Here is a 19,014-nt window from a genome sequence, read left to right on the forward strand (position 1 = left end):
AAGAGATTCGTCAGTCGTTCCTCAGTCAGAATGACATGCTTGCGTGCTAAGTCAGCCCTTAGGCACTAATTTAATTTTCAGGTAACAATTTCCTTTATTTTGATTTTTGTATATTTCTGTCTATGTCCGCGTTTTGTTCTGGAATCCTTACGGCGACGAAATTTCATTACCGTCAGTTTTTTTCCTTTAGTGTGTCCCTGGACTTCAGATATGACTTTTGCATTTTCAACAGTGGGTGCTCCTATTTGTGTTTCTCCATCATTCGATACCATTAATACATCTGTGTGTTCAAGAGTGTCACCTTTTTTTGCGTCTTCCTTAAGATCGATTTCGATACTTTCACCGGGTTCAACCTTGTATTGCTTTCCGCGTTCTTTTATAACGGCATACATTACTCATTTCTCCTTTCAACATTTTCTTAATTTAGTGAGTATTTAAGTTATTTTCTACCATTCTATAATACTATTCAGGTGAATAGTTGAGAACGGCTTTGAAAAAAGTTATCTGGTTGCAATGCGTTTTCCTTCTCCATCTGTACAATAAATTGTTGCATCGCCTGTTTTATGTCCGATTATACCAGTTATGACAATATTCTTTGAGAATTTTTCTTCAAGTTCCGTCAGTTTTTTTCTTTTCTTGTTTAGTAAATATCCTGCAACTATATCGCTTGTAGTAATTTCTATTTTTTGTATTTGAGAATTATTTACCAGTGATTTTATCTGCCGCATCAGGCTCAGGCAGGTACTTTCGAGCGTTTCAGTTTCCCCTGTACCGCCACAATTTTTACAACTTTCATAAATTACCGACTTGAGACTTGGTCTGATACGCTGACGAGTCATTTCGATGATACCAAATCTGGATATTTTTAACATCTTTTTTCTGGCGCGGTCTCTTTTTAGAGATGCTTCTAATGTTTTTTCAACCGCCCGCATATTTTTTTCTTCTTTCATATCTATGAAGTCAACTATTATGACTCCACCGATATCTCTCAACCTGACTTGCCGCGCAATCTCCTTGGCCGCTTTCAGGTTTGTTTTAAGCGCTGTTTTTTCCGGATCACTTTCCTCTCTGTATTTACCACTATTTACATCTATAGCGACTAATGCTTCGGTTTGTTCAATTACAATGGAGCCACCTCTTGAGAGACGGACTTCCCTTTTGTTTATTTTTTCTATTTCGCGCTCAATATTATACTTATGAAACAGTGGTTCATGGTCATTGTATAGTTTCAGTTTCTTTACACAACTGGGCATTATTAAACGCAGGAAATATCTTATCTTTTTAAAGACCGCTTCAGAATCAATGATTATTTCATTAATATCAGTCGAAAATATATCACGAATCGTGCGAATTACCAAATCGCTTTCCTGGTAGATTGTAGATGGTATTTCAGCCTTCTTATCTTTGTTCTCAATAACCTTCCACAGCCTGCGGAGATAATTAAAATCTCTTAGAAGTTCCCGCTTTGTTTGATGTTCTCCTGCTGTTCTTACGATAAGACCCAGATTTGGGGGTGGTTTTAATTCTTCGATAATCTGCTTTAATCTTGCTCTTTCGTTTTCATCAATAATTTTTCGCGAAACACCAATACGGGTTGATTCCGGTGTAAGTACCAGAAACCTTCCGGGAATGCTGATATTTGTTGTTAAACTTGGTCCTTTGTTACCGATGCCCTCTTTGATTATCTGTACAAGTATTTCCTGGTCCGGGCTTATTAGAGACTTGATCCTGGATCTGCTCTCTTTTGTTTTTGTTTCAGTCTTCTCGGTATTTTCTGATTGTTCTTCGCTATTTCCGTTATTGTTACGACTGTTCTTCACGTCTGATACGTGGAGGAACCCGTTCCTGGAAATACCGATATTTACAAATGCAGCCTCTATACTTGGTTCTATGTTGACAATACGACCTTTATATATATTTCCCGCGACTTGCTCGCGAGAGAAACGTTCAATATATAATTCTTCTAGAACCCCGTCTTCCAGGATTGCTATTCTGCTTTCCTCGGGCTCTACAACATTTATTAACATTCTCTTCTTCATTACATGCATTCCTTTGCTTGTGCCAACGGTCGCTTCAGGAGAAGAGATTTACTCTTTTTCTAACTATTTCTGAAATTTCGTAGTCTATGCCAGCTTTAAGTCCTAAATGTAGTAATACTTCGTCAGGTCGAGCCATTCCTTCAGGTGTCATCTTAAGGTCCAAATCAATAGATTGTGAATTAGTTGTAATTCTGTTTATTGACGGGCGGATGTTAAAGGCCTGTTTCTTTCCTTTTCTTAGTGTATTTAGTACATTTTTGGATAAAAGTTCGTCTGTTTTCCCTGCTTCAGGCATTTTTCCATTTTTTGGTTTTACCACGTAAGTTACGTCTTTAACCGTAGATTTTACATGACTTGGAACCGGTTCGACCGAAGTAACTTGTATATTTTCTGGAAGTTGCTTTTTCAGCCTTGTTTCTATATCAGAAACTTCCATCTCCTCACAGAGTTCCATTTCCAGTTTCTCGTCGATACCTTTGATTCCAACCGGCAGAGCTAAAGGGTAGGCAATTTTAGGTCTTGGATTAAACCCTTCAGACATTTTGACAGAAATACTTGCTCTACGAATTGCCCTTTCGAAAAGCTTCATTAAGTTATGATGAGAGATAAATCTCAAACTTCCCTGTTTCAAAAATTTAACTTGAATTCTCAAGATATTGCCAAACAATTTATTTAGAAAATATTTATCAACCTATTTATTTTATTAGACTTAGAAAGATTCTAGTATCAATTATGTGATATGTCAACAGTATTTTCAAATTTGGTGAACTTACAAAATTATGAAAAAAAAGCTGGCAGAAATCGAACATTGATCTTAATAGACTAACTCCGGAATAATTTCTCGAACAATATTTTTAAGGTACTCTAACGTTTGTGCAGGATCGTTGAAGGAGCAAACAGTTTCTGCAGCTTCCTTTGCTCTTTCATAAGTAACTGACCTGATAATTTTCTTTACTTCCGGTATTATCATTGCCGGAGCAACGCTAAATTCTCTTAGTCCGAGCCCTAACAATAGTATAGTGTATTCAATTTCTCCGCCCATTTCTCCGCAAATGCCAATTTTTATATTATTTTTCTCAGCAGCATCTATGGTAATCTTCAGTAATTTTAAAATTGCCGGGTGTGCCGGGGAATAGAGGTGGGCAACTTTTTCGTTGCTTCTGTCTACGGCCATAGTGTATTGAATAAGATCATTTGTTCCTATGCTGAAGAAATCAACTTCTTTTGCCAGGTCATCTGCCACCATAGCGGCAGAGGGTACTTCGATCATAACTCCAATTTCTATTTTTTCATTAAATTCTATTCCTTCTTGATCCAGCTCTTCCATCACCTCTTTCACAATATCCTTTGCCTTTCGCAACTCCTGTAAAGAAGAAATTAATGGGAACATTATTTTTGCGTTGCCTAATGCGGAGGCCTTTAAGATTGCCCTGAGTTGTGACTTAAAAACGTTTGGATGTTCCAGGCAGTAACGAATAGATCTACAACCCAAGAATGGATTAAGTTCGGTATTGCTATTTGAGGGGAAGAATTTGTCTCCGCCCAGATCAACGGTCCTGATAATTAACGGTTTGTCTCCCAACTCTTTTATTGATTGTGAATACGCTTCAAAATGTTCTTCTTCAGTTGGTGTTTGATTGCTGCCGAGAAACAAAAATTCTGTTCTATACAAACCTATGCCGGTAGCGCCCTGGTTTAAACTTGGGCCAATATCGCGAGGGAATTCGATATTACCTAAAATCATGATCTCTCTACCATCTAATGTAACGGCAGGCAAGTCTTTAAGCTCGGAGGTGATTCTTTTTTCGAAAACATGGAAGTCTTTTTCTATTAGTTGGTATTCTTTGGTGGTTTCTTCGTCCGGTCGTACAATTACATTTCCCCTATTGCCATCTATAATGACACGGTCTCCGCCAAAAATATCAACCGTCGCTGTTTCCAGGCCAACTACAGCGGGAATTCCCAAAGCCCTGGCAACTATTGCGGCATGAGAGTTTCTGCTGCCAACGTCGGTTACAAATCCACGTACTTTTGTGGTGTCTAAAGATGCTATTTGAGAAGGACTGAGGTCATGTGCGACAACGACAACTTCTTCTGTAAGGTTTTTAAGCTCTTCCTTTTTCTCTCCTAAAAGATTCCTTAAGAGTCTTTTTTCTATATCATATATATCCGCTACTCTTGCTGAGAGATAAGGATCATCAATGCTTTCAAACTTTTTTATGTATACACGTAAGACTAATGTCACAGCATATTCTGCGCTGAATTTATGTTGTTCTACTTTTTCACTAAACTCCCGCAGCAATAGTTTGTCTTGAAGCATTAATTTATGGGTAGCAAAGATAGAACCAATTTGCGAACCTAAATTTTTGGAAACACTGTTTTCCAGTGCTTCAATTTCTTTCCATGCATCTGTGGTTGCTTCTTCCAGTCGGGATATTTCTTTAGCGATTTCGTCTTCTTTGATCAGGTGGCGTGGAATTCGATAGCCTTCACTTTCCAGAACGAACGCATCTTTTATTACTACACCCGGAGAAACGGCAATGCCTTTTCGCGTCTCCATATTGTCTTCGTTAAATCTGTCGTTTACAAGGCCTTCTAATGCGTCTAAAGCGATTTCCTTATCTTCCCCGTCCGCAGTTATTAATAATTCGGTTCCCCTCTTTGCGCCCAGCGTTAGAAGGTCAATAATACTTTTTCCGTTTACTTCTTCTTTATTTTTTGTTTTTACAAAAATCTCTGAGTTAAATTTACTAGCCATTTCTGCAAAACGTGTAGCAGGTCTTGCATGTAGTCCATTTGTATTTATTATCTTTGTTCTGCGTTTTATAAGCATTGGTTTGTCTGGTTAAAAGATGGATTGCTTTATTCAGAGTTTGCCTCATCAACTTCCTTTAAAATATCAACCATTTCCGGTTTATCAGATGCATTTTTTACGAAATTGCGAAAATCAGAGTTTCTAATTACAGATGAGATTTTTTCGAGAGCGGCGAGATGTACATCTGTTGAATCATTTGGTGATAGTAACAGAAAGAACAGGTACACAGGTTCGCCGTCAAGTGCATCAAAATCAACACCTTTCAACGAACGGGCAAACGCGCCTGTTATTTTTGAAATACTTTTATGTTTAGTATGAGGCACCGCCACTCCCTTGCCTATTCCAGTGCTTCCCACTTTTTCTCTCTTTATGAGTGCACTCATTATATCATCTAGTTCATCTTCGTTAATCTTGTTCAGATCTTTTAATATGTTGACCATTTCCCGTATGACAGATTCTTTATCGGTGGATTGCAAATCGTCTATTACCGCTTCTTCCTCTATAAAATCGATTATTTTCATTTGCGCTCTTTGTAAAAAAATTAATTGAAAAAATAAAACCTGGATGCAAAAAAAAGCATTAAAAAGAAATGTAATTACTTCAACAGGCTGCTTAATAGTTGGTAAAACTACTCACCCCTCATCTTCTTCTTCCTCAATTGGAGCTTCTCCTTTTCTGCTTCTTCTGGGTTGTTTCAGTTTTTCTTTTTGCTTGATAATTTGTTTTTCCAGTTTGTCCATTACAAGGTCTATTGCAGCATACATATCAGCATCTATCGCCTCTGCAACAAGCGTAGCCCTTGCGGCAGAACATATTGCTTCCACTATGTTGTTATTCCCTTCTATTTTCAGGGTATATTGTATCTTGTTAATTTTGCTTGAATATTTAGTGAGTTTTGAAGCTTTCTTGTTTATGTAGTTTTTGATTGCTTCTGTAGCGTCCAGATGCCTTGAGTGTATGATAATCTCCAAATCCTGTTTCCTTTCTTATCTAGAGAATATAGACTGATAATTAGTTGTTCTGCTTAAGCAAAAAGCCAAGTTGCAATGATACTTTCTTTGTTTAATGTAGTCAAGCGATTAATGCTATTTTGTTAAGGCTTATGTTAATAATGTCTTATATAGATATGCAGGACCAATTGTATGTTTGTGCTAACAGTCGTTTATTACATGTTTGATCTAGCAAGCGCTATTAGAAATACTTTGCTTGTTCCCGTATTTTTCAGGCTTTTTGCACATTCTGAGGCGGTTATTCCCGTTGTTAAAACATCGTCTACCAGAAGAACATTTTTTTTAATAAATATCTCAGGGTTTTTAATTTTAAATGCATCTTTAACATTTTTCTGTCGCTGTGAACGTGAGAGTTGGGTTTGAGATAAAGTGTTTTTGACGCGATGCAGGTTGTTTATAGAGATTGGTATAGACAATTTTTTGCTTATTTCTTTCGCCATTAACTCAGACTGGTTAAAGCCCCTTTCCTGCTTCTTTTTCCAGTGAAGTGGTACCGGTACAATAAGGTCGATTTCTCCAATAACTTCTTGATGTAAGAGGTTTACCAGTAACGATGCTAAAGGAGTTGCCAGGTACATATGTTTCTTGTATTTGAACTGATGTATAAGGGGTCTGACAGGCTCTGTGTTGTCTGATACAAAAAAACTCTTTTCTAGCCTTAAATCGGTGTTTTTACACTCATTGCACCCTTTACTGGAAAAAGTCATACCTGGTCCTGATTTTGAACCACATTTACCACAGCGTTTTACTTCTGTTTTCTTTATTGTTTCCAGGCAGTGGTTACATATATAGGTATTTTGTTCTCCATAAAGACTCTTGTCACAGGCAAAACAGTGTCGTGGGTACAAAATATCCAAAAGCCCGGACAGTATATCTCGTATTGCCGATATCAAAAACAGTTTATTTTCTTGATGCAATTCTGGCATGGTTTTATAATACTTCAGGATTTAATTTTTGAAACAAAATTTTGTTACAGATCTCTTTAATTTTAAATATGTGGATTATTAAAAATTATTTAAAAAGAATCATTGTTTTTATGGTGGTTTTTTGTCTGTTACTCGGCTGTGCACGCAGGGATGATGAGCACTACAACAGATTGGGGGTTAACTACCTTAAAAATGGACAGCATAATTATGCAATTGATGCTTTTAAAAAGGCGATTAAGCTTAGCCCATCCAGTGTAGAGGCCCATTTTAATCTGGGACGGGCATTAAAAAGGAAGGGTATGGATATACAGGCCCAGTCCGAATTTTCTATTTCTCGCAGGCTCAATCCGAACAAATTTAATGAGTATGTAAAGTTATACAGAGAAAAAATAGATCAGGACCTTACCGATACACAAAAATACAGCGAGTTGGGAAGCGCTTATGCTGAGAAAGGGATGATCGACGATGCGATTAATGCCTACAAAAAGTCAATTGAGATGGAACCGGACAATGCACAAGCGCATTACTGCCTTGGAACATTGTATGCAATGAAAGGAAAGTATAGCGATGCTGCGGATGAGTACTGGATGGCAGTGGAAATTGACCCCAAGATGTCAGAGGCCCACTATAATCTTGGTTTGTCCTATTTCAGACAGGGTATGTTCGATAAGGCTATTAAGGAATACCAGACAACGTTAAATCTTCTTCCCGAGAGGCATAAGAAAAAGAGGGCCGGTGTCCATTACAAACTTGGAATGGCTTATGAAGGTAATAAGGTGTTTGATGATGCGATGCGCGAATTAAGAAAAGCGATTAAACTAATGCCTAAAGACGCCAGAATCCACTATCAGCTAAGCGTAGTATACAAAAAAGCCGGTTTATTCGAAAAGGCGGAGAAGGAAGAAAAAATATATGATAAGTTGAGGAAAGGTAAGACGCACCACTGATATCCAGGTAAAGACAATGTAGTAGGTATTATTTGGTACGGTAGATTTAAAAATTTGGTGGAGCAATATATAAAACTTAAATAGCGAATACTCCAAATGACACGAAGGTAAAAAATTTAAAAGTCGTACTATTTTTTGTTGCATTGTAACTGGCTTTTTATAGAATTCAAACAATATTAACTATTTCGACATATGTATCTTGAGTTTTAAATAATTCTGAAAAAGGATTTTGTTTTTTTCAGATTCTCATAACGTTTTTGCTATTTCTTCCTTTTCTTGGCTGTGGCTAGTTGTTGTAAGGTAATAATTATATTACGATTTGAATGGTAATTAATTGCTGACATTTTTGTTGGGTACAAACTATCATAATCTCGGTCTTAAAAAATGATTTTAAAGGGTTTTTTAAAAGAGTTAAATTTTCTGTAGTCGGATTGCTCGGTTCTAATCTGGCCAGGATCTTATTTAGTACGGTTACGATTGATGAAAAACCAAGAGGATATCCTGAACAACTTAAACGTGAGGGCAAAAATGTAATATACGCTTTTTGGCACTCCTTTATGCTTATTCCTGGATATGTTGTCAGAGGTTTGGGGGTTAAGGTATTGATAAGCCGCCACACAGATGGAGAATACATTGCACATATTTCCCAACAGTTGGGTTTTGAAATAGTAAGAGGTTCTACAACAAGGGGGGGGGTGGAGGCGCTGTTGAAAATGATTAAAGAAGTGAAGGATACATCATTCATTATTACTCCGGATGGCCCAAAAGGTCCGAGGTTTGTAGTTAAACCAGGAGTGATTTTTTTGGGGCAGAAAACAGGCTTGCCAATTGTCCCTGTTTCTCTGGGGTTATCAAGCTACTGGGAATTGCCGAGCTGGGACAAATTTCGAATTCCAAAACCGTTTTCAAAAGCTACGATCATATATGGTAAACCAATACATATACCATTAAAGCTTAACAGGTCTGAGATTGAAGAATGCCGAGTACAATTAGAAAAAAAGTTGAATGAAATAACTGCTGAATCAAGACAACTTGTCAAAAATTAAATTTCCATATAATACTATTCTTTGTAAAATTAGGGCATTGCCAGGAAATTAAAATTTTCATTTAGACAATCACAAAGTCAACTTCTCTTTTCAACAGGTCAATTTTTGTGATCTTTACGTTAACAACATCTCCGAAGCTATAAACTTTACCTCTCCTTGTGCCTATCAGTGAGAGTTTTTTTTTGTCAAGTTCGTAAAAATCATCTGTGAGTGTACGGATATGTACAAGACCGTCCAGTTGGAACTCGTCTATTTGTACAAAGAGGCCGTATTCCTGGATGCCGGTAATAACACCCTCCATTACCTTATCAGCATGTTCTTCCATGTGCCTGAGCAGTTTTAGTTTTATTATTTCACGTTCGGCATCTTCGGCTCTTTTTTCAGTGGTTGAACAATGCTTTGCCCAACCGGTAATTTTTTCGTCCCATGCAGCTTTTACTCTCCCGGATTTCAGTTCTCCTTTAAAGAACAAGTCTAAAAGCCTGTGTAAGATCAGATCAGGATAACGGCGTATGGGGGATGTAAAGTGTGCATAGTGTTCCAGCCCGAGTGCAAAGTGAGATGACTGGGTGGTAGAGTACTCGGCTTTCCTCATTGATCTGAGCAGCATGAGGTTGATTATGTAGCTTTCAGGTTGGCCGGATATTTCATTCAGGAAGGCCTGTAGTTTTTTTTGTTAAAAGGGTCTACTCTCTTGTTTTTAAAATTGAAAATAAATTCAGCAAAATCGTGCATCTCATCTTCTTCAGGCTCAGGGTGACTTCGGTTTACTGATGGAAGATTTTTTTGATGCATAAACATTGCTGTAGCCTGATTTGCCGCAATCATAAACTCTTCAATTATTATGTGTGAAATATCCCGTGTAGTTTTTTCTATCGTATCAATCTTACCGTCTTCGCCAACTTTTATGTTAATCTCCGGCAGGTTTAGTTCAAGTGCGCCCTCCTCCATACGGATTTTATAGAGTAGCTTTGCAAGTTTGCCTGCTTCAAGTAACAGGGTTGTTATAGGGTCTGTATCATCCTCGTCGCTTTCCATTAATATCTTAGTCGCAAGATTGTAGGTAAATCTTTTTTTTACATTTATAACGGTATGTTTGATCTCGGAGTTTACCAGTCTGCCATCTTCAGAATAGGTAAAAAATATACTTTTTGTCAGCCTCTCTTCACCCTCTTTCAGGCTGCAAATGCCATTTGATAATACCTCGGGAAGCATTGGTATGACTGTGCCGGGAAGATATACACTGGTGCCTCTCTTTCGCGCTTCCTTATCGATCGAAGAATCCTCATTTACATAATAAGAGACATCTGCGATATGAACACCAAGAAGCCAATTCCCTTTTTTATCTTTCTTCAGGGAGATTGCGTCGTCAAAGTCCTTTGCGCCTTCAGGGTCTATTGTTATGATCAATTCATCACGGAGGTCTACTCTTGTGCCGATTTCGGCAGGGCTGATAGGCTCTTGAAAATCGCGTGCTTCAGCAATGGTGTTTTTGTTGAATTCAAAAGGCAGCTTAAACTGGTGTATGATGGACTTGATATCAACCGCCGGTTCGCCGTCTTTACCCAAAATCTCTACTATTGTGCCTTCTGCATTAAGGTGGCGAGTCGGCCATTGATCGATCCTGGCGATAACCTTGTCACCATGTTCAACGTCTTTTGTCTCTTCCATTGAGACATAAATATCTCTGGGTAATTTTGAGTTATCCGGCGCTACATAATTGAAATGTCTGCTTTTCTTGAGTGTTCCGACAACCGTTTCGTTTTCACGGTGTAAAACACGTACTATCTTGCCGACATTTCTCTCTTTTTTTCTTTGTCTTCTTCCTTTTTTTTCTTTTTTGTAGAAGGTAACCTGACAACAACTATGTCGCCGTGCATGGCGCTTCCCAAGCCTTCTGAATCTACATAAATATCATCAGAAATACCTTCCTTTGCGGGAACAACAAATCCATAACCTTTCTGATTACCATCCAGAATGCCTATTAACAAGTTTGCTTTTTTAGGGTTTGCGTATTGTTCCTTTTTAATCCGAACAATTTCCCCTTTTAGTTCAAGCTCTTTTAAGAGGTTACAAAATTGTTGATATTGCGAATCGTCTATTTTGAAGTGCCCGGCAAGTGCTGATGCGTCCATAGGGCTGTATTTTCTACTGTATATGAACTGTATAATTTTTTTTGCGTCAACCATTATTAACTAATCCTTGATAAAAGAAAATTTCTGAATATAATCCATATTACAATTCAACTTACCGTAAAGGCGTTGAGGACGCAAAGAAAAAAGTGAATAAGAAATTATCTTTCGCAACAAAATTCCGAAGTTTTATAAAAACTTCCACCATTTCCTTTCTTAAAAAACAGTACTTTGCGAGCCTTGCACCTGGTGCGGTGAATTACTACTAATTCAGTGTTTATAGAAAGGGAGTATATGGAAGAAATTTTAGAAATAGCGTCAAAATTAGGCGCTGCCATTGTAAGCCATAATAGATATAAAACGTTTAAGGACGCCGAAGAACAGTTAAAAAACGACGATGAAGCAAAGGAAATTTCAGAAGAATTGGAAAAACAGAGTAAAAAGGTCTCTGCGCTTGACACCGATTAAGTTCTGTTGAGGTTGAGGTAATAATTGCGCTACAACCTATCGAAGGAAACGAAATATGGTATGATTTAAGTCATGGAAGCGGTGGTTGAATTAACAAATTTGAATATTGGAAATGTGCTTGCGCATAACGATGAGCTGCGTTGACATCTCAAATCTGTAGAACAGCAGATCATGCTACTCGAAGAAAAGATTTTCTACCTCCTTTATCTTCCTTTCACTTGTTGGTCTGAGCGTTTTGATAAGCGCCAGCAATTGCTGTTCGGTAACGAGGATGCTGCTTGTGAGGTTGAACCTGCAACCGAAACTAAGGTACCTGAGCACACCAGAAAGACTGGTGGTCGACGTGTCCCTCCCCAGCATCTTCCGCGTGTTCGCGTGGAGCATGATCTGCTGGAAGAAGAGAAACAGTGTTCCTGTGGTTCTTGCCTGAATCGAATAGGAGAAGAGGTTTCATTTCAGTACGACGTGATTCCCGCCAGGTTTCAAGTAATAGAGAACATTAAGTTCAAGTACAGTTGCTCTAACTCCAAGTGCAAGCAACCGCCAATAACTGCACAACAAAGTCCACCGGCTCCTTTGCCTCGAACCCAAGCATCACCAGGTGTTCTTGCCTGGGTTGGTTCGAGCAAATTTGCTGATGGTCTTCCGCTAAACCGTATAGCTTCTATTGCTGGAAAACGTTTTGGCGTACCGTTCACCAGTACCACATTGGCAGACTGGATGATCAAAGGTGCAGAGCAAATTATTTCTCCTCTGGTAGCTACCATGGAAAATGCGCTTGATGGACATGACTATCTTCACATTGATGAAACCACCCTTCAGTTCTGAGCGAAGAAGACGAACTGCTAAACAGAAGTCCTATATCTGGTGTCGTGTTACTGGCGGTAACGATACCCCGATTGTACTTATGCACTACAGTCCCAGCCGTGCAGGAGCTGTAGCCAGCAAACTGTGGGAAGGGTTCAGTGGTTTTTTGCAAACCGATGGTTACGCTGGTTATGGGGCATCAGCCTCGCGTCCTAATGTATCCAGTTGGGATGCTGGGCACATGTTCGTCGTAAGTTTGATGTTGCAAGAAAAGCCAGTTCGCCAGGCGCTGCCAATATTGCCCGGCAAGGCATGGAGTTGATCAGAGAACTCTACTACCTTGACAATCAAGAAAAAGAGAAACCACCGGATCAACGAAAGAGATATAGACAAGAGGTAGTTAAGTCTTGCTTGGATAAGATCCGTTCCTGGATTAATAGAAATCAGGTGCAGGCGTTTAGCTATGGAGGTTTGCTGTCGAATGCATTTACCTACATTAACAACCAATGGTCAAAACTAACAGTTTTCGTGGAAGACGGACGCCTGCAACTGGACAACAACAATGCGGAACGTCATATCCGGCCTATTGCGACGGGTAGAAAGGTGTGGTTGTTTGCACAAAGCGAGGCCGGTGCAAGGGCAACTGCAACTTGGTATTCGCTGGTTGAAACTGCAAGGGCTAATGGATTAGAGCCTTACTGGTATCTTCGAAAGGTTTTCGAAGAGATGCCAATGTATTTACGAGATCGAAAACCAGTAAATGATGAGGACCCCGGGAAACAGGATTACAAGGAAGAGGAGCCAATCGAAAGATCTGATGAATTGGAAAAACACAGTAAAAAGGTCTATGCGCTTGAGAAGGAGTTAAAGCCTGTTGAGGTTGAGGATAAAAAGAGGCTCCAGCAATTAAAGGAAAAAGCAGCATCTAATCAATCCATACAAAATTTTTTAAAAGTTCAAGTTGATTACGTTGAATTAATGACAAAGGTCAATAAGTGTATAGAAGCGGAACTGACATCTAAAAAAAGTCAGAATGAATAATATTAAATATAATTATGAGATTTTTTAAATAATTTTCTTTCCAGCATCCTGTTGTAATTAGTCCAATTATCATTGGGATCCTTATCATTTAAAATTGCCTTGTTAAAAGCGTGTATTTTTGCGTCTATATTGTCCAGGTAATGGAGTGCAAGGGCCTCTAATGTCATCGGAAGTTTTGGCGAGCCCCATTCGTATTCTCCGTGGTGACTCAAGATCAAATGCCTTAATAGATCTAACAAAGTTTTGGGAAAACCGTCTATCTGCTTCGCTCTCTCTTCGACCATGAGTACGCCTGATATCAGGTGTCCTATGAGTTGGCCTTCGTCTGAATAATGAAAGTTTCTTTCATAACAGAGTTCACTGATCTTGCCTATGTCGTGAAGTATTATCCCGCAGATTAACAAATCTCTGTTTAAACCGGGATATAGTGGAGCGATAATATCTCCCAACTTTGCAACCGATAAAGTATGCTCTAGTAAACCACCAAGGAAAGCGTGGTGGTATTGTACTGCTGCCGGCGCTGAGCAGAAACGCTTGCAAAAGTCCTTGTCGCTAAAGAAAAGAGCGAGAAGGTCTTTTAAATGAGGCTGTTTGATTGAGCTGACAATTTGTTTTAACTCAGAAAACATTTTGTTTACATCCTGTTCTGTACTTGGTAGATAATCTTCAAGTTGTATATCTTCCTGGCTGGTCTTTAAAATCTGTTTTATGATTAACTGAATTTTATTCTGGTAGATCTCTGTTCTGCCCTTAATTCTTAAGAATGTGTCATCACCAAGAGATTCAAAAAATGGTGTGCTTGCGTCCCACATCCTCGCATCAATCGTTCCTGTACGATCAGATAACTGGGCCTGGATATATAAGCTACCGTTCTTTGTGGTCCTTAAATCTTTGTTCTGAACTAAAAAGATATCGTCAATTGTAGTCCCGCCATTAAGTTGTGAAATAAACTTTCTTATCATTCTGTACTCCAGTATGTATTGTTGTGATGAGGGTAACCGCTCTTGTTGTGTATAGTCTGCCTTAAGCATTGTTAGTAAAAAGTGTAGAACAGTTTTCATGTAATATTACACTTTTTGTGATTTTACGTGCCTTTTTCTTAAAGTCAAGACAATATGCATTTTGGTAAAATTATCATTGTATTTTACTTTGCAAAATGGGATATTTTGTGTGTGATGGTTGAAGAGTCGATACAAAAAGGGGGGATTTATAAATTGGTTATTGAGCTTTCTAAGAATAAGGAAATCAAGATTGGCAAGCTTGGTACATTTGTTTTTCCTAAAGGTTATTATGTTTATACGGGGAGTGCTCAAAATGGTCTTGAGAAAAGGATAAACAGGCACCTTTCTAGTGATAAGAAATTTCATTGGCACATTGATTATCTTTTGGCTTATGCGAAGGTTATAAATGTGCTCACATATGTTGGTAAAAAGGATGAGTGTAGAATAAATAGTATGACAGGGCAAAAAAAAAGTGCGACCCGGATTGTGAAGAAGTTTGGATCTTCAGACTGTGATTGTGTAACACATCTCTATTACTTTAAAAATATTCCAACAGATTTTACTGATTCATGTTGAATAAATATCATTAGTTGAAAATAAAGTATATAGTCAAGGAAATAAATCAGGTTGATAGTATCGATGGATTATTACAAAAACCTTGAATGTAATAGGTGTTTTTGATACCATTTTCCATAATTATGTCAAATAAACAGATAAGCGTAGTCTTCAAATGGGGTTAAATGAAGATAATTATTAAGGTGTTTTATACCATATATGCGTGGATTATAAATGTTACATTATGGTCTGCCGGTTATTCTGTTTCATTAATTTCTACACTAGGCATTAAAGAAAAAGAGGCTAAATATAACTCTATAGAACGCATATTTACGCAGATTTCATTCAGGCTTTTAGGAATAAATTTTGATGTTAAAGGTGTTGAAAATATTCCGGATGATGAGCCTGTAATATTTGTTTCGAATCATCAGAGCTTTATGGACATTAAGCTGTCAATAGCCGCTATTCCCAGAAATTTCAGCTTTATTTCTAAGGACATTCTTTTCAAAATACCGATACTTGGAAAATACATGAAAACTTCAGGCCATATTGGTATTCGTAGAGACGAAGAGAGAAATGCTTACGGGACCTTGAATGAAGTCATAAAAAAACTTGATGGTGGTAAGTCAATAATTTTTTTTCCCGAGGGTACAAGAAGTGAAAATGGAGAGCTTGGAAAGTTTAAGAGAGGTATTTCGTTGATTATCCTGAAGTCGGGCAGGAGGGTAATACCAACGGCTATTATAGGGAGTCGAGGGTATTTGCCGAAAAGCAGTATTCTCAGTAATCCTGAACACCGGGATATTGGGTTTAGATTTGGTAAACCGCTTAAGTTCCCGAAGGTAGAGAAAGAAGACAGGGCGCTTTCGAAGGATGTAGTGGCAAAAGTAAGATCCGAAGTTTCAAAACTTCTTTATAATTAAATTGAAATAAAATGAGTCCTCAACAAATAGCACTATTTATTGCGGCGGCAGTATCTATATGGGTGTATATGGATGCAAAGAAAAACAACTATAGTACGCAAATGTCTATAGGATGGATGTTGGGTGTTTTTATGCTTATGATAGTGTTCTTGCCTTTTTACTTGATTGTAAGAGCAAAACGTGCAAGACGTCCTGTAGTGTCAACATCCTGTGTATATTGCAGTAAGGACTATTTCGGCAATCCAAACTATTGTCCGCACTGTGGGCACCTGGTTCGCAAGGTATAGCGAATAAGGTGTTTATTATGGGTAGGTATAAGGACTTTGCTGATGGTAAAAAGGTTCAAGCATTGACAAAAAAATTGTTTTAAAAAAATAGTGCTAAATCCGTAAAAAATTTATAATCAGATTAACCCACCCGTTAGTATGGATGGCCATAATTATTGTTGCAAAATTTCTACTTCTCCATATCACATTGTGTAGTGTCCTGGAAAGAGGTTGTTCTTTTTGATACTGCATTGCCTTTGCGTTTTTACAAAACGTCTTTTTTCAGCCTTAGGAAACTCTCGGCCTGGTGGTTACATTGGGTTGATCTTTAAAAACTATACATTGCCTGAAATAATTTTCTATATTCCTGATGACTACGGTGTTGTGCGTGTCGCTATCAACAGGTATGCGGGGTTAAATAAGTCTTCTCTATTTATTTTTTTAATTGTTTTCTATCTGCTGTTTTTTTGTTTGGAGGAATTGTTTTAAATGGACTTCCTTTGTCTATATTTTACTGGTGGAGGTCAAGAAAGTATCGTTTTGTTACACAAGATATGAGACGGCTTTTTTAAAAATATACAAAATATAGTGTTTTTTGCTTGACAATATATTGTGATTTGTTAAATTACGCACGCAGGTGACTGCTTGTCGGAATTAAATATTTAGTTTTGCTGACAGGTTAAAGTGTCAGCAAATCAATAGTAACTTTTAATTACGTAATTTTTTTAAATTAATCATAATTGGGAATGTGAGAGAAGGTGAAAAATGGTAGTAAAAAAAGCAGTGGCCAAGAGGAAACCTGCAGCTAAGAAAAAGTGTGCAACAAGAAAACCGGCGGCTAAGAAAAAAATAGCAGCTAAGAAAAGATAAGCATTGCGAAAAATATTTAAATTTATCAGGAGATATTGTGAAGTATATTTACACGGCACCAGATTGTCCGAAGTGCGAATCATTAAAGGAAAGTTATAAGATGCAAAGCATTGAATTTGTCGAGAGAGATGCGGAAAGACTTAAAAACCCAGCGCACGATCGAGATGATATAGATATTGAAGCGTTTGTTCAGCTTTCGATGCAAAACATGGTCTTACCTGTAGAAATCGATAAATAGAAATAAAAAACCTATTCCCGTTAAGAAATTTTTTCTGTGTCTGCTTTTGGGAACTGATAAGCGCTCTATAGTATTAGCATGCAATCTCCATAGCTGTAGAACCTATAGCTGTGGCTTATAGCTTCTTCGTAAGAAGTAGCGATGTTTTCCCGTCCTGCAAAGGCAGACACAAGTAGAAGTAACGTTGACCTCTGCAGGTGGAAGTTCGTTATCAATGAGTCTGTAAGTTTAAACTTGTATGGTGGATATATAAACAAATTGGTCCATCCTGAATTTTTTCCTGTTGTTTGATTTTTTGCTATTGTTTCCAGAGCTCTACACGTTGTTGTTCCAGTTGCAATAATTCTTTTGCCATGTGACTTTGCTTTATTTATGGTATCTATTGCTTCTTCAGGAATATTATAAAACTCTTTGTGTATAGTATGTTGTCTGAAATCTTCTTTATGTATGGGTTTGAATGTTCCTAAACCAACATGTAAAGTTATGTAAACTATGTTTATTCCTTTGCAAGTTATTTCTTCCAGTAGTTTTGATGTGAAGTGAAGGCCAGCGGTGGGCGCAGCAATTGCTCCTGTTGTTTTTGCATAAATTGTTTGATAGCGTTCTTCGTCATGTATTCCATGCGATTTGTTATTTGAATCTCTCTTTATATATGGTGGTAGTGGCATGCGGCCGGAACTTTCGATCATTTTTATAAATTTTTCTCTGTCCTCAGATCTAATTATCCAACTCCCTGTCTCATTTCGCCATAAAATCTGTCCTTTTACGCCGTTATCAAAATTGAGGACTTCATTTTCTTTTAGTCTATGATTTGATTGTAAAAGAACTTCCCATGTATTCTCTTCAAGCTCTTTTATAATAAGACCCTCTACTTTGCCACCTGTTGTTCTGGTGCCATGAATCCTTGCGGGGGACACTTTAGTGTCATTCAGGACTAAAACATCTCCACAATTTAAATATTCAATAATTTCATGAAATTTTCTGTGCTCAATTCTAGAGCTTTTCTTATGAAGTACAAGCAGGCGTGATTCATCTCTTTTTGTTATTGGGTATTGAGCGATAAGATTCTTTGGAAGATCATAATCGTAGTTGCTGGTTTTGTAGGGAGTCGTATTCATAATTTAATATTTAGAAATTTCAAAGTTGATAATCTTTCGATTCCTCCTTCCATGCCAGATCGAACGGGGAGGCGAAGGATAATTCTTGTCGTAATAGCGACCTGACTTATTACTTAAAAATGGTTATTTTTAGCAAAAAAAATATTATGTATTGTTATACAATATGTTGTTGCCTTTTTCAAATAAACATTATATATGGCAAGAAGGGTGGGAATTTAAAAACTAAATGTAAAGATTTTCAAAATAAAGACTTGACAAAGGTGAAAAATGGTGTATTTTCCACATAAATGGTGAGAGGTGGGTAAGAGTGGGGAATTAATAAATGGCCATATTTACTGGAAAACATCTACATACTATTGACGATAAAAACCGATTAGCCATACCTTCTTCGATACGAAAATGTATTGATGAAGAATCAGAGGGTAGTGGGTTTTTCGTAACACCAGGTCTGGATAAATGCCTTGCGCTTTATTCGCCGCTTCATTTCAAAGAAATTTCAGAAAAATACCATGCACAAGTGTCTACAAATAGAAAAGCCCGGAATTTTCAGCGCCATTTTTTTTCAAACTCAAAAAAAGTTGATTGTGACAAACAGGGAAGAATTATCATTCCTCCAATGCACATGAACTATGCCGGTCTTAATAAGGACGTCATTATTGTCGGAGTAATGGACAAGATAGAGATATGGGACTCAAAATGTTGGGATGAAGTTGAAGCAGAAAACAGCGAGAGCTTTGAACAAGACGCAGAGGATCTCTTTTGTCTGGGGTCTCTCCCAAGCTTATAACAAGAAAACCGTTTTGTAGGATTTT

Annotated in this window: 22 protein-coding genes and 1 pseudogene; 11 read left to right on the plus strand and 12 right to left on the minus strand. The window is 37.8% G+C overall.

Annotated elements, in window-relative coordinates:
• Positions 1 to 77 precede the first annotated feature (77 nt).
• From rplU to SCALIN_RS15915, 7 genes are all read right to left on the minus strand, one after another.
• Complete coding sequence (gene rplU, locus SCALIN_RS15885; protein ID WP_096895436.1) at positions 78 to 392, minus strand: 50S ribosomal protein L21; 315 nt, start codon at positions 390 to 392, stop codon at positions 78 to 80.
• A 108-nt stretch (positions 393 to 500) separates the two neighbouring features.
• Complete coding sequence (locus SCALIN_RS15890) at positions 501 to 2,039, minus strand: Rne/Rng family ribonuclease (RefSeq protein ID WP_096895437.1); 1,539 nt, start codon at positions 2,037 to 2,039, stop codon at positions 501 to 503.
• Between the two features lie 34 nt (positions 2,040 to 2,073).
• Entirely contained in the window at positions 2,074 to 2,706 is a 633-nt protein-coding gene (locus tag SCALIN_RS15895) for a TIGR03936 family radical SAM-associated protein (protein WP_096895438.1), read from the minus strand.
• Positions 2,707 to 2,853: 147 nt separating this feature from the next.
• On the minus strand, positions 2,854 to 4,872 hold the full coding sequence (gene ptsP, locus SCALIN_RS15900) for a phosphoenolpyruvate--protein phosphotransferase (RefSeq protein ID WP_096895439.1): 2,019 nt from the start codon (positions 4,870 to 4,872) through the stop codon (positions 2,854 to 2,856).
• Between the two features lie 29 nt (positions 4,873 to 4,901).
• Positions 4,902 to 5,375, minus strand: coding sequence for a PTS sugar transporter subunit IIA (locus tag SCALIN_RS15905; RefSeq protein WP_096895440.1), 474 nt, complete (start codon positions 5,373 to 5,375; stop codon positions 4,902 to 4,904).
• Positions 5,376 to 5,486: 111 nt separating this feature from the next.
• Entirely contained in the window at positions 5,487 to 5,825 is a 339-nt protein-coding gene (hpf, locus tag SCALIN_RS15910) for a ribosome hibernation-promoting factor, HPF/YfiA family (protein ID WP_096895441.1), read from the minus strand.
• Between the two features lie 194 nt (positions 5,826 to 6,019).
• A complete protein-coding gene (locus tag SCALIN_RS15915; protein ID WP_096895442.1) occupies positions 6,020 to 6,790 on the minus strand; it encodes a ComF family protein in 771 nt (256 codons plus the stop codon).
• Between the two features lie 110 nt (positions 6,791 to 6,900).
• Here SCALIN_RS15915 and SCALIN_RS15920 point away from each other — a divergent pair, with 110 nt between their 5' ends.
• The gene (locus SCALIN_RS15920; RefSeq protein ID WP_162532362.1) at positions 6,901 to 7,737 is read left to right on the plus strand and encodes a tetratricopeptide repeat protein; all 837 of its coding nucleotides are present in this window, start codon (positions 6,901 to 6,903) and stop codon (positions 7,735 to 7,737) included.
• 431 nt (positions 7,738 to 8,168) lie between these two features.
• On the plus strand, positions 8,169 to 8,783 hold the full coding sequence (locus SCALIN_RS15925) for a lysophospholipid acyltransferase family protein (protein ID WP_096895444.1): 615 nt from the start codon (positions 8,169 to 8,171) through the stop codon (positions 8,781 to 8,783).
• A 61-nt stretch (positions 8,784 to 8,844) separates the two neighbouring features.
• Here the strand turns inward: SCALIN_RS15925 and SCALIN_RS23470 are convergent, their stop codons facing one another.
• From SCALIN_RS23470 to SCALIN_RS15940, 3 genes are read right to left on the minus strand one after another with little or no spacing between them, the layout of a single operon-like run.
• The gene (locus SCALIN_RS23470; protein ID WP_096895445.1) at positions 8,845 to 9,393 is read right to left on the minus strand and encodes an RNB domain-containing ribonuclease; all 549 of its coding nucleotides are present in this window, start codon (positions 9,391 to 9,393) and stop codon (positions 8,845 to 8,847) included.
• A gap of 41 nt (positions 9,394 to 9,434) precedes the next feature.
• Complete coding sequence (locus SCALIN_RS15935) at positions 9,435 to 10,571, minus strand: ribonuclease R family protein (RefSeq protein WP_261341038.1); 1,137 nt, start codon at positions 10,569 to 10,571, stop codon at positions 9,435 to 9,437.
• Positions 10,568 to 10,972 carry a hypothetical protein gene (locus SCALIN_RS15940; protein WP_096895447.1) on the minus strand — a complete coding sequence of 135 codons (405 nt, stop codon included), beginning with the start codon at positions 10,970 to 10,972 and terminating at the stop codon, positions 10,568 to 10,570. The genes SCALIN_RS15935 and SCALIN_RS15940 overlap by 4 nt, the downstream gene beginning before the upstream one ends.
• Before the next feature lie 237 nt (positions 10,973 to 11,209).
• Between SCALIN_RS15940 and SCALIN_RS15945 the strand changes: the two genes are divergently transcribed.
• The 4 genes and pseudogenes from SCALIN_RS15945 (at position 11,210) to SCALIN_RS24115 (ending at position 13,231) form a co-directional block, all read left to right on the plus strand.
• The gene (locus SCALIN_RS15945) at positions 11,210 to 11,383 is read left to right on the plus strand and encodes a YlbF family regulator (RefSeq protein WP_096895448.1); all 174 of its coding nucleotides are present in this window, start codon (positions 11,210 to 11,212) and stop codon (positions 11,381 to 11,383) included.
• A 252-nt stretch (positions 11,384 to 11,635) separates the two neighbouring features.
• Positions 11,636 to 12,211 (plus strand): IS66 family transposase, encoded by a 576-nt coding sequence (locus tag SCALIN_RS23475; RefSeq protein WP_162532363.1) that lies wholly within the window; start codon positions 11,636 to 11,638, stop codon positions 12,209 to 12,211.
• Positions 12,189 to 12,769, plus strand: a pseudogene (locus tag SCALIN_RS24110) (IS66 family transposase); the annotation flags it as partial. The gene SCALIN_RS23475 and the pseudogene SCALIN_RS24110, both read left to right, overlap by 23 nt.
• Positions 12,770 to 12,793: 24 nt before the next feature.
• Positions 12,794 to 13,231, plus strand: coding sequence for a transposase domain-containing protein (locus tag SCALIN_RS24115; RefSeq protein ID WP_230406643.1), 438 nt, complete (start codon positions 12,794 to 12,796; stop codon positions 13,229 to 13,231).
• Positions 13,232 to 13,233: 2 nt separating this feature from the next.
• Here the strand turns inward: SCALIN_RS24115 and SCALIN_RS15965 are convergent, their stop codons facing one another.
• Positions 13,234 to 14,193, minus strand: a complete 960-nt coding sequence (locus SCALIN_RS15965; RefSeq protein ID WP_162532365.1) for a 3'-5' exoribonuclease YhaM family protein — start codon at positions 14,191 to 14,193, stop codon at positions 13,234 to 13,236.
• A gap of 213 nt (positions 14,194 to 14,406) precedes the next feature.
• On the opposite strand from SCALIN_RS15965, the gene SCALIN_RS15970 reads away from it, so the two are divergent.
• The 4 genes from SCALIN_RS15970 (at position 14,407) to SCALIN_RS22370 (ending at position 17,084) form a co-directional block, all read left to right on the plus strand.
• Entirely contained in the window at positions 14,407 to 14,808 is a 402-nt protein-coding gene (locus SCALIN_RS15970; protein WP_096895603.1) for a GIY-YIG nuclease family protein, read from the plus strand.
• A 164-nt stretch (positions 14,809 to 14,972) separates the two neighbouring features.
• On the plus strand, positions 14,973 to 15,710 hold the full coding sequence (locus SCALIN_RS15975; protein ID WP_096895452.1) for a lysophospholipid acyltransferase family protein: 738 nt from the start codon (positions 14,973 to 14,975) through the stop codon (positions 15,708 to 15,710).
• 11 nt (positions 15,711 to 15,721) lie between these two features.
• The gene (locus SCALIN_RS21765; RefSeq protein WP_133111966.1) at positions 15,722 to 15,997 is read left to right on the plus strand and encodes a hypothetical protein; all 276 of its coding nucleotides are present in this window, start codon (positions 15,722 to 15,724) and stop codon (positions 15,995 to 15,997) included.
• 886 nt (positions 15,998 to 16,883) lie between these two features.
• Positions 16,884 to 17,084, plus strand: a complete 201-nt coding sequence (locus SCALIN_RS22370; protein WP_162532366.1) for a thioredoxin domain-containing protein — start codon at positions 16,884 to 16,886, stop codon at positions 17,082 to 17,084.
• A 65-nt stretch (positions 17,085 to 17,149) separates the two neighbouring features.
• Here SCALIN_RS22370 and queA read toward each other — a convergent pair whose 3' ends face one another.
• Positions 17,150 to 18,202: a tRNA preQ1(34) S-adenosylmethionine ribosyltransferase-isomerase QueA gene (gene queA / locus SCALIN_RS15985; RefSeq protein WP_096895454.1), complete on the minus strand. Its 1,053-nt coding sequence runs from the start codon at positions 18,200 to 18,202 to the stop codon at positions 17,150 to 17,152.
• A 322-nt stretch (positions 18,203 to 18,524) separates the two neighbouring features.
• On the opposite strand from queA, the gene mraZ reads away from it, so the two are divergent.
• Positions 18,525 to 18,989, plus strand: coding sequence for a division/cell wall cluster transcriptional repressor MraZ (gene mraZ, locus SCALIN_RS15990; RefSeq protein ID WP_096895455.1), 465 nt, complete (start codon positions 18,525 to 18,527; stop codon positions 18,987 to 18,989).
• The last annotated feature ends 25 nt before the right edge of the window (positions 18,990 to 19,014 follow it).

The organism is Candidatus Scalindua japonica, assembly GCF_002443295.1.
Classification (GTDB): Bacteria; Planctomycetota; Brocadiia; order Brocadiales; family Scalinduaceae; genus Scalindua; species Scalindua japonica.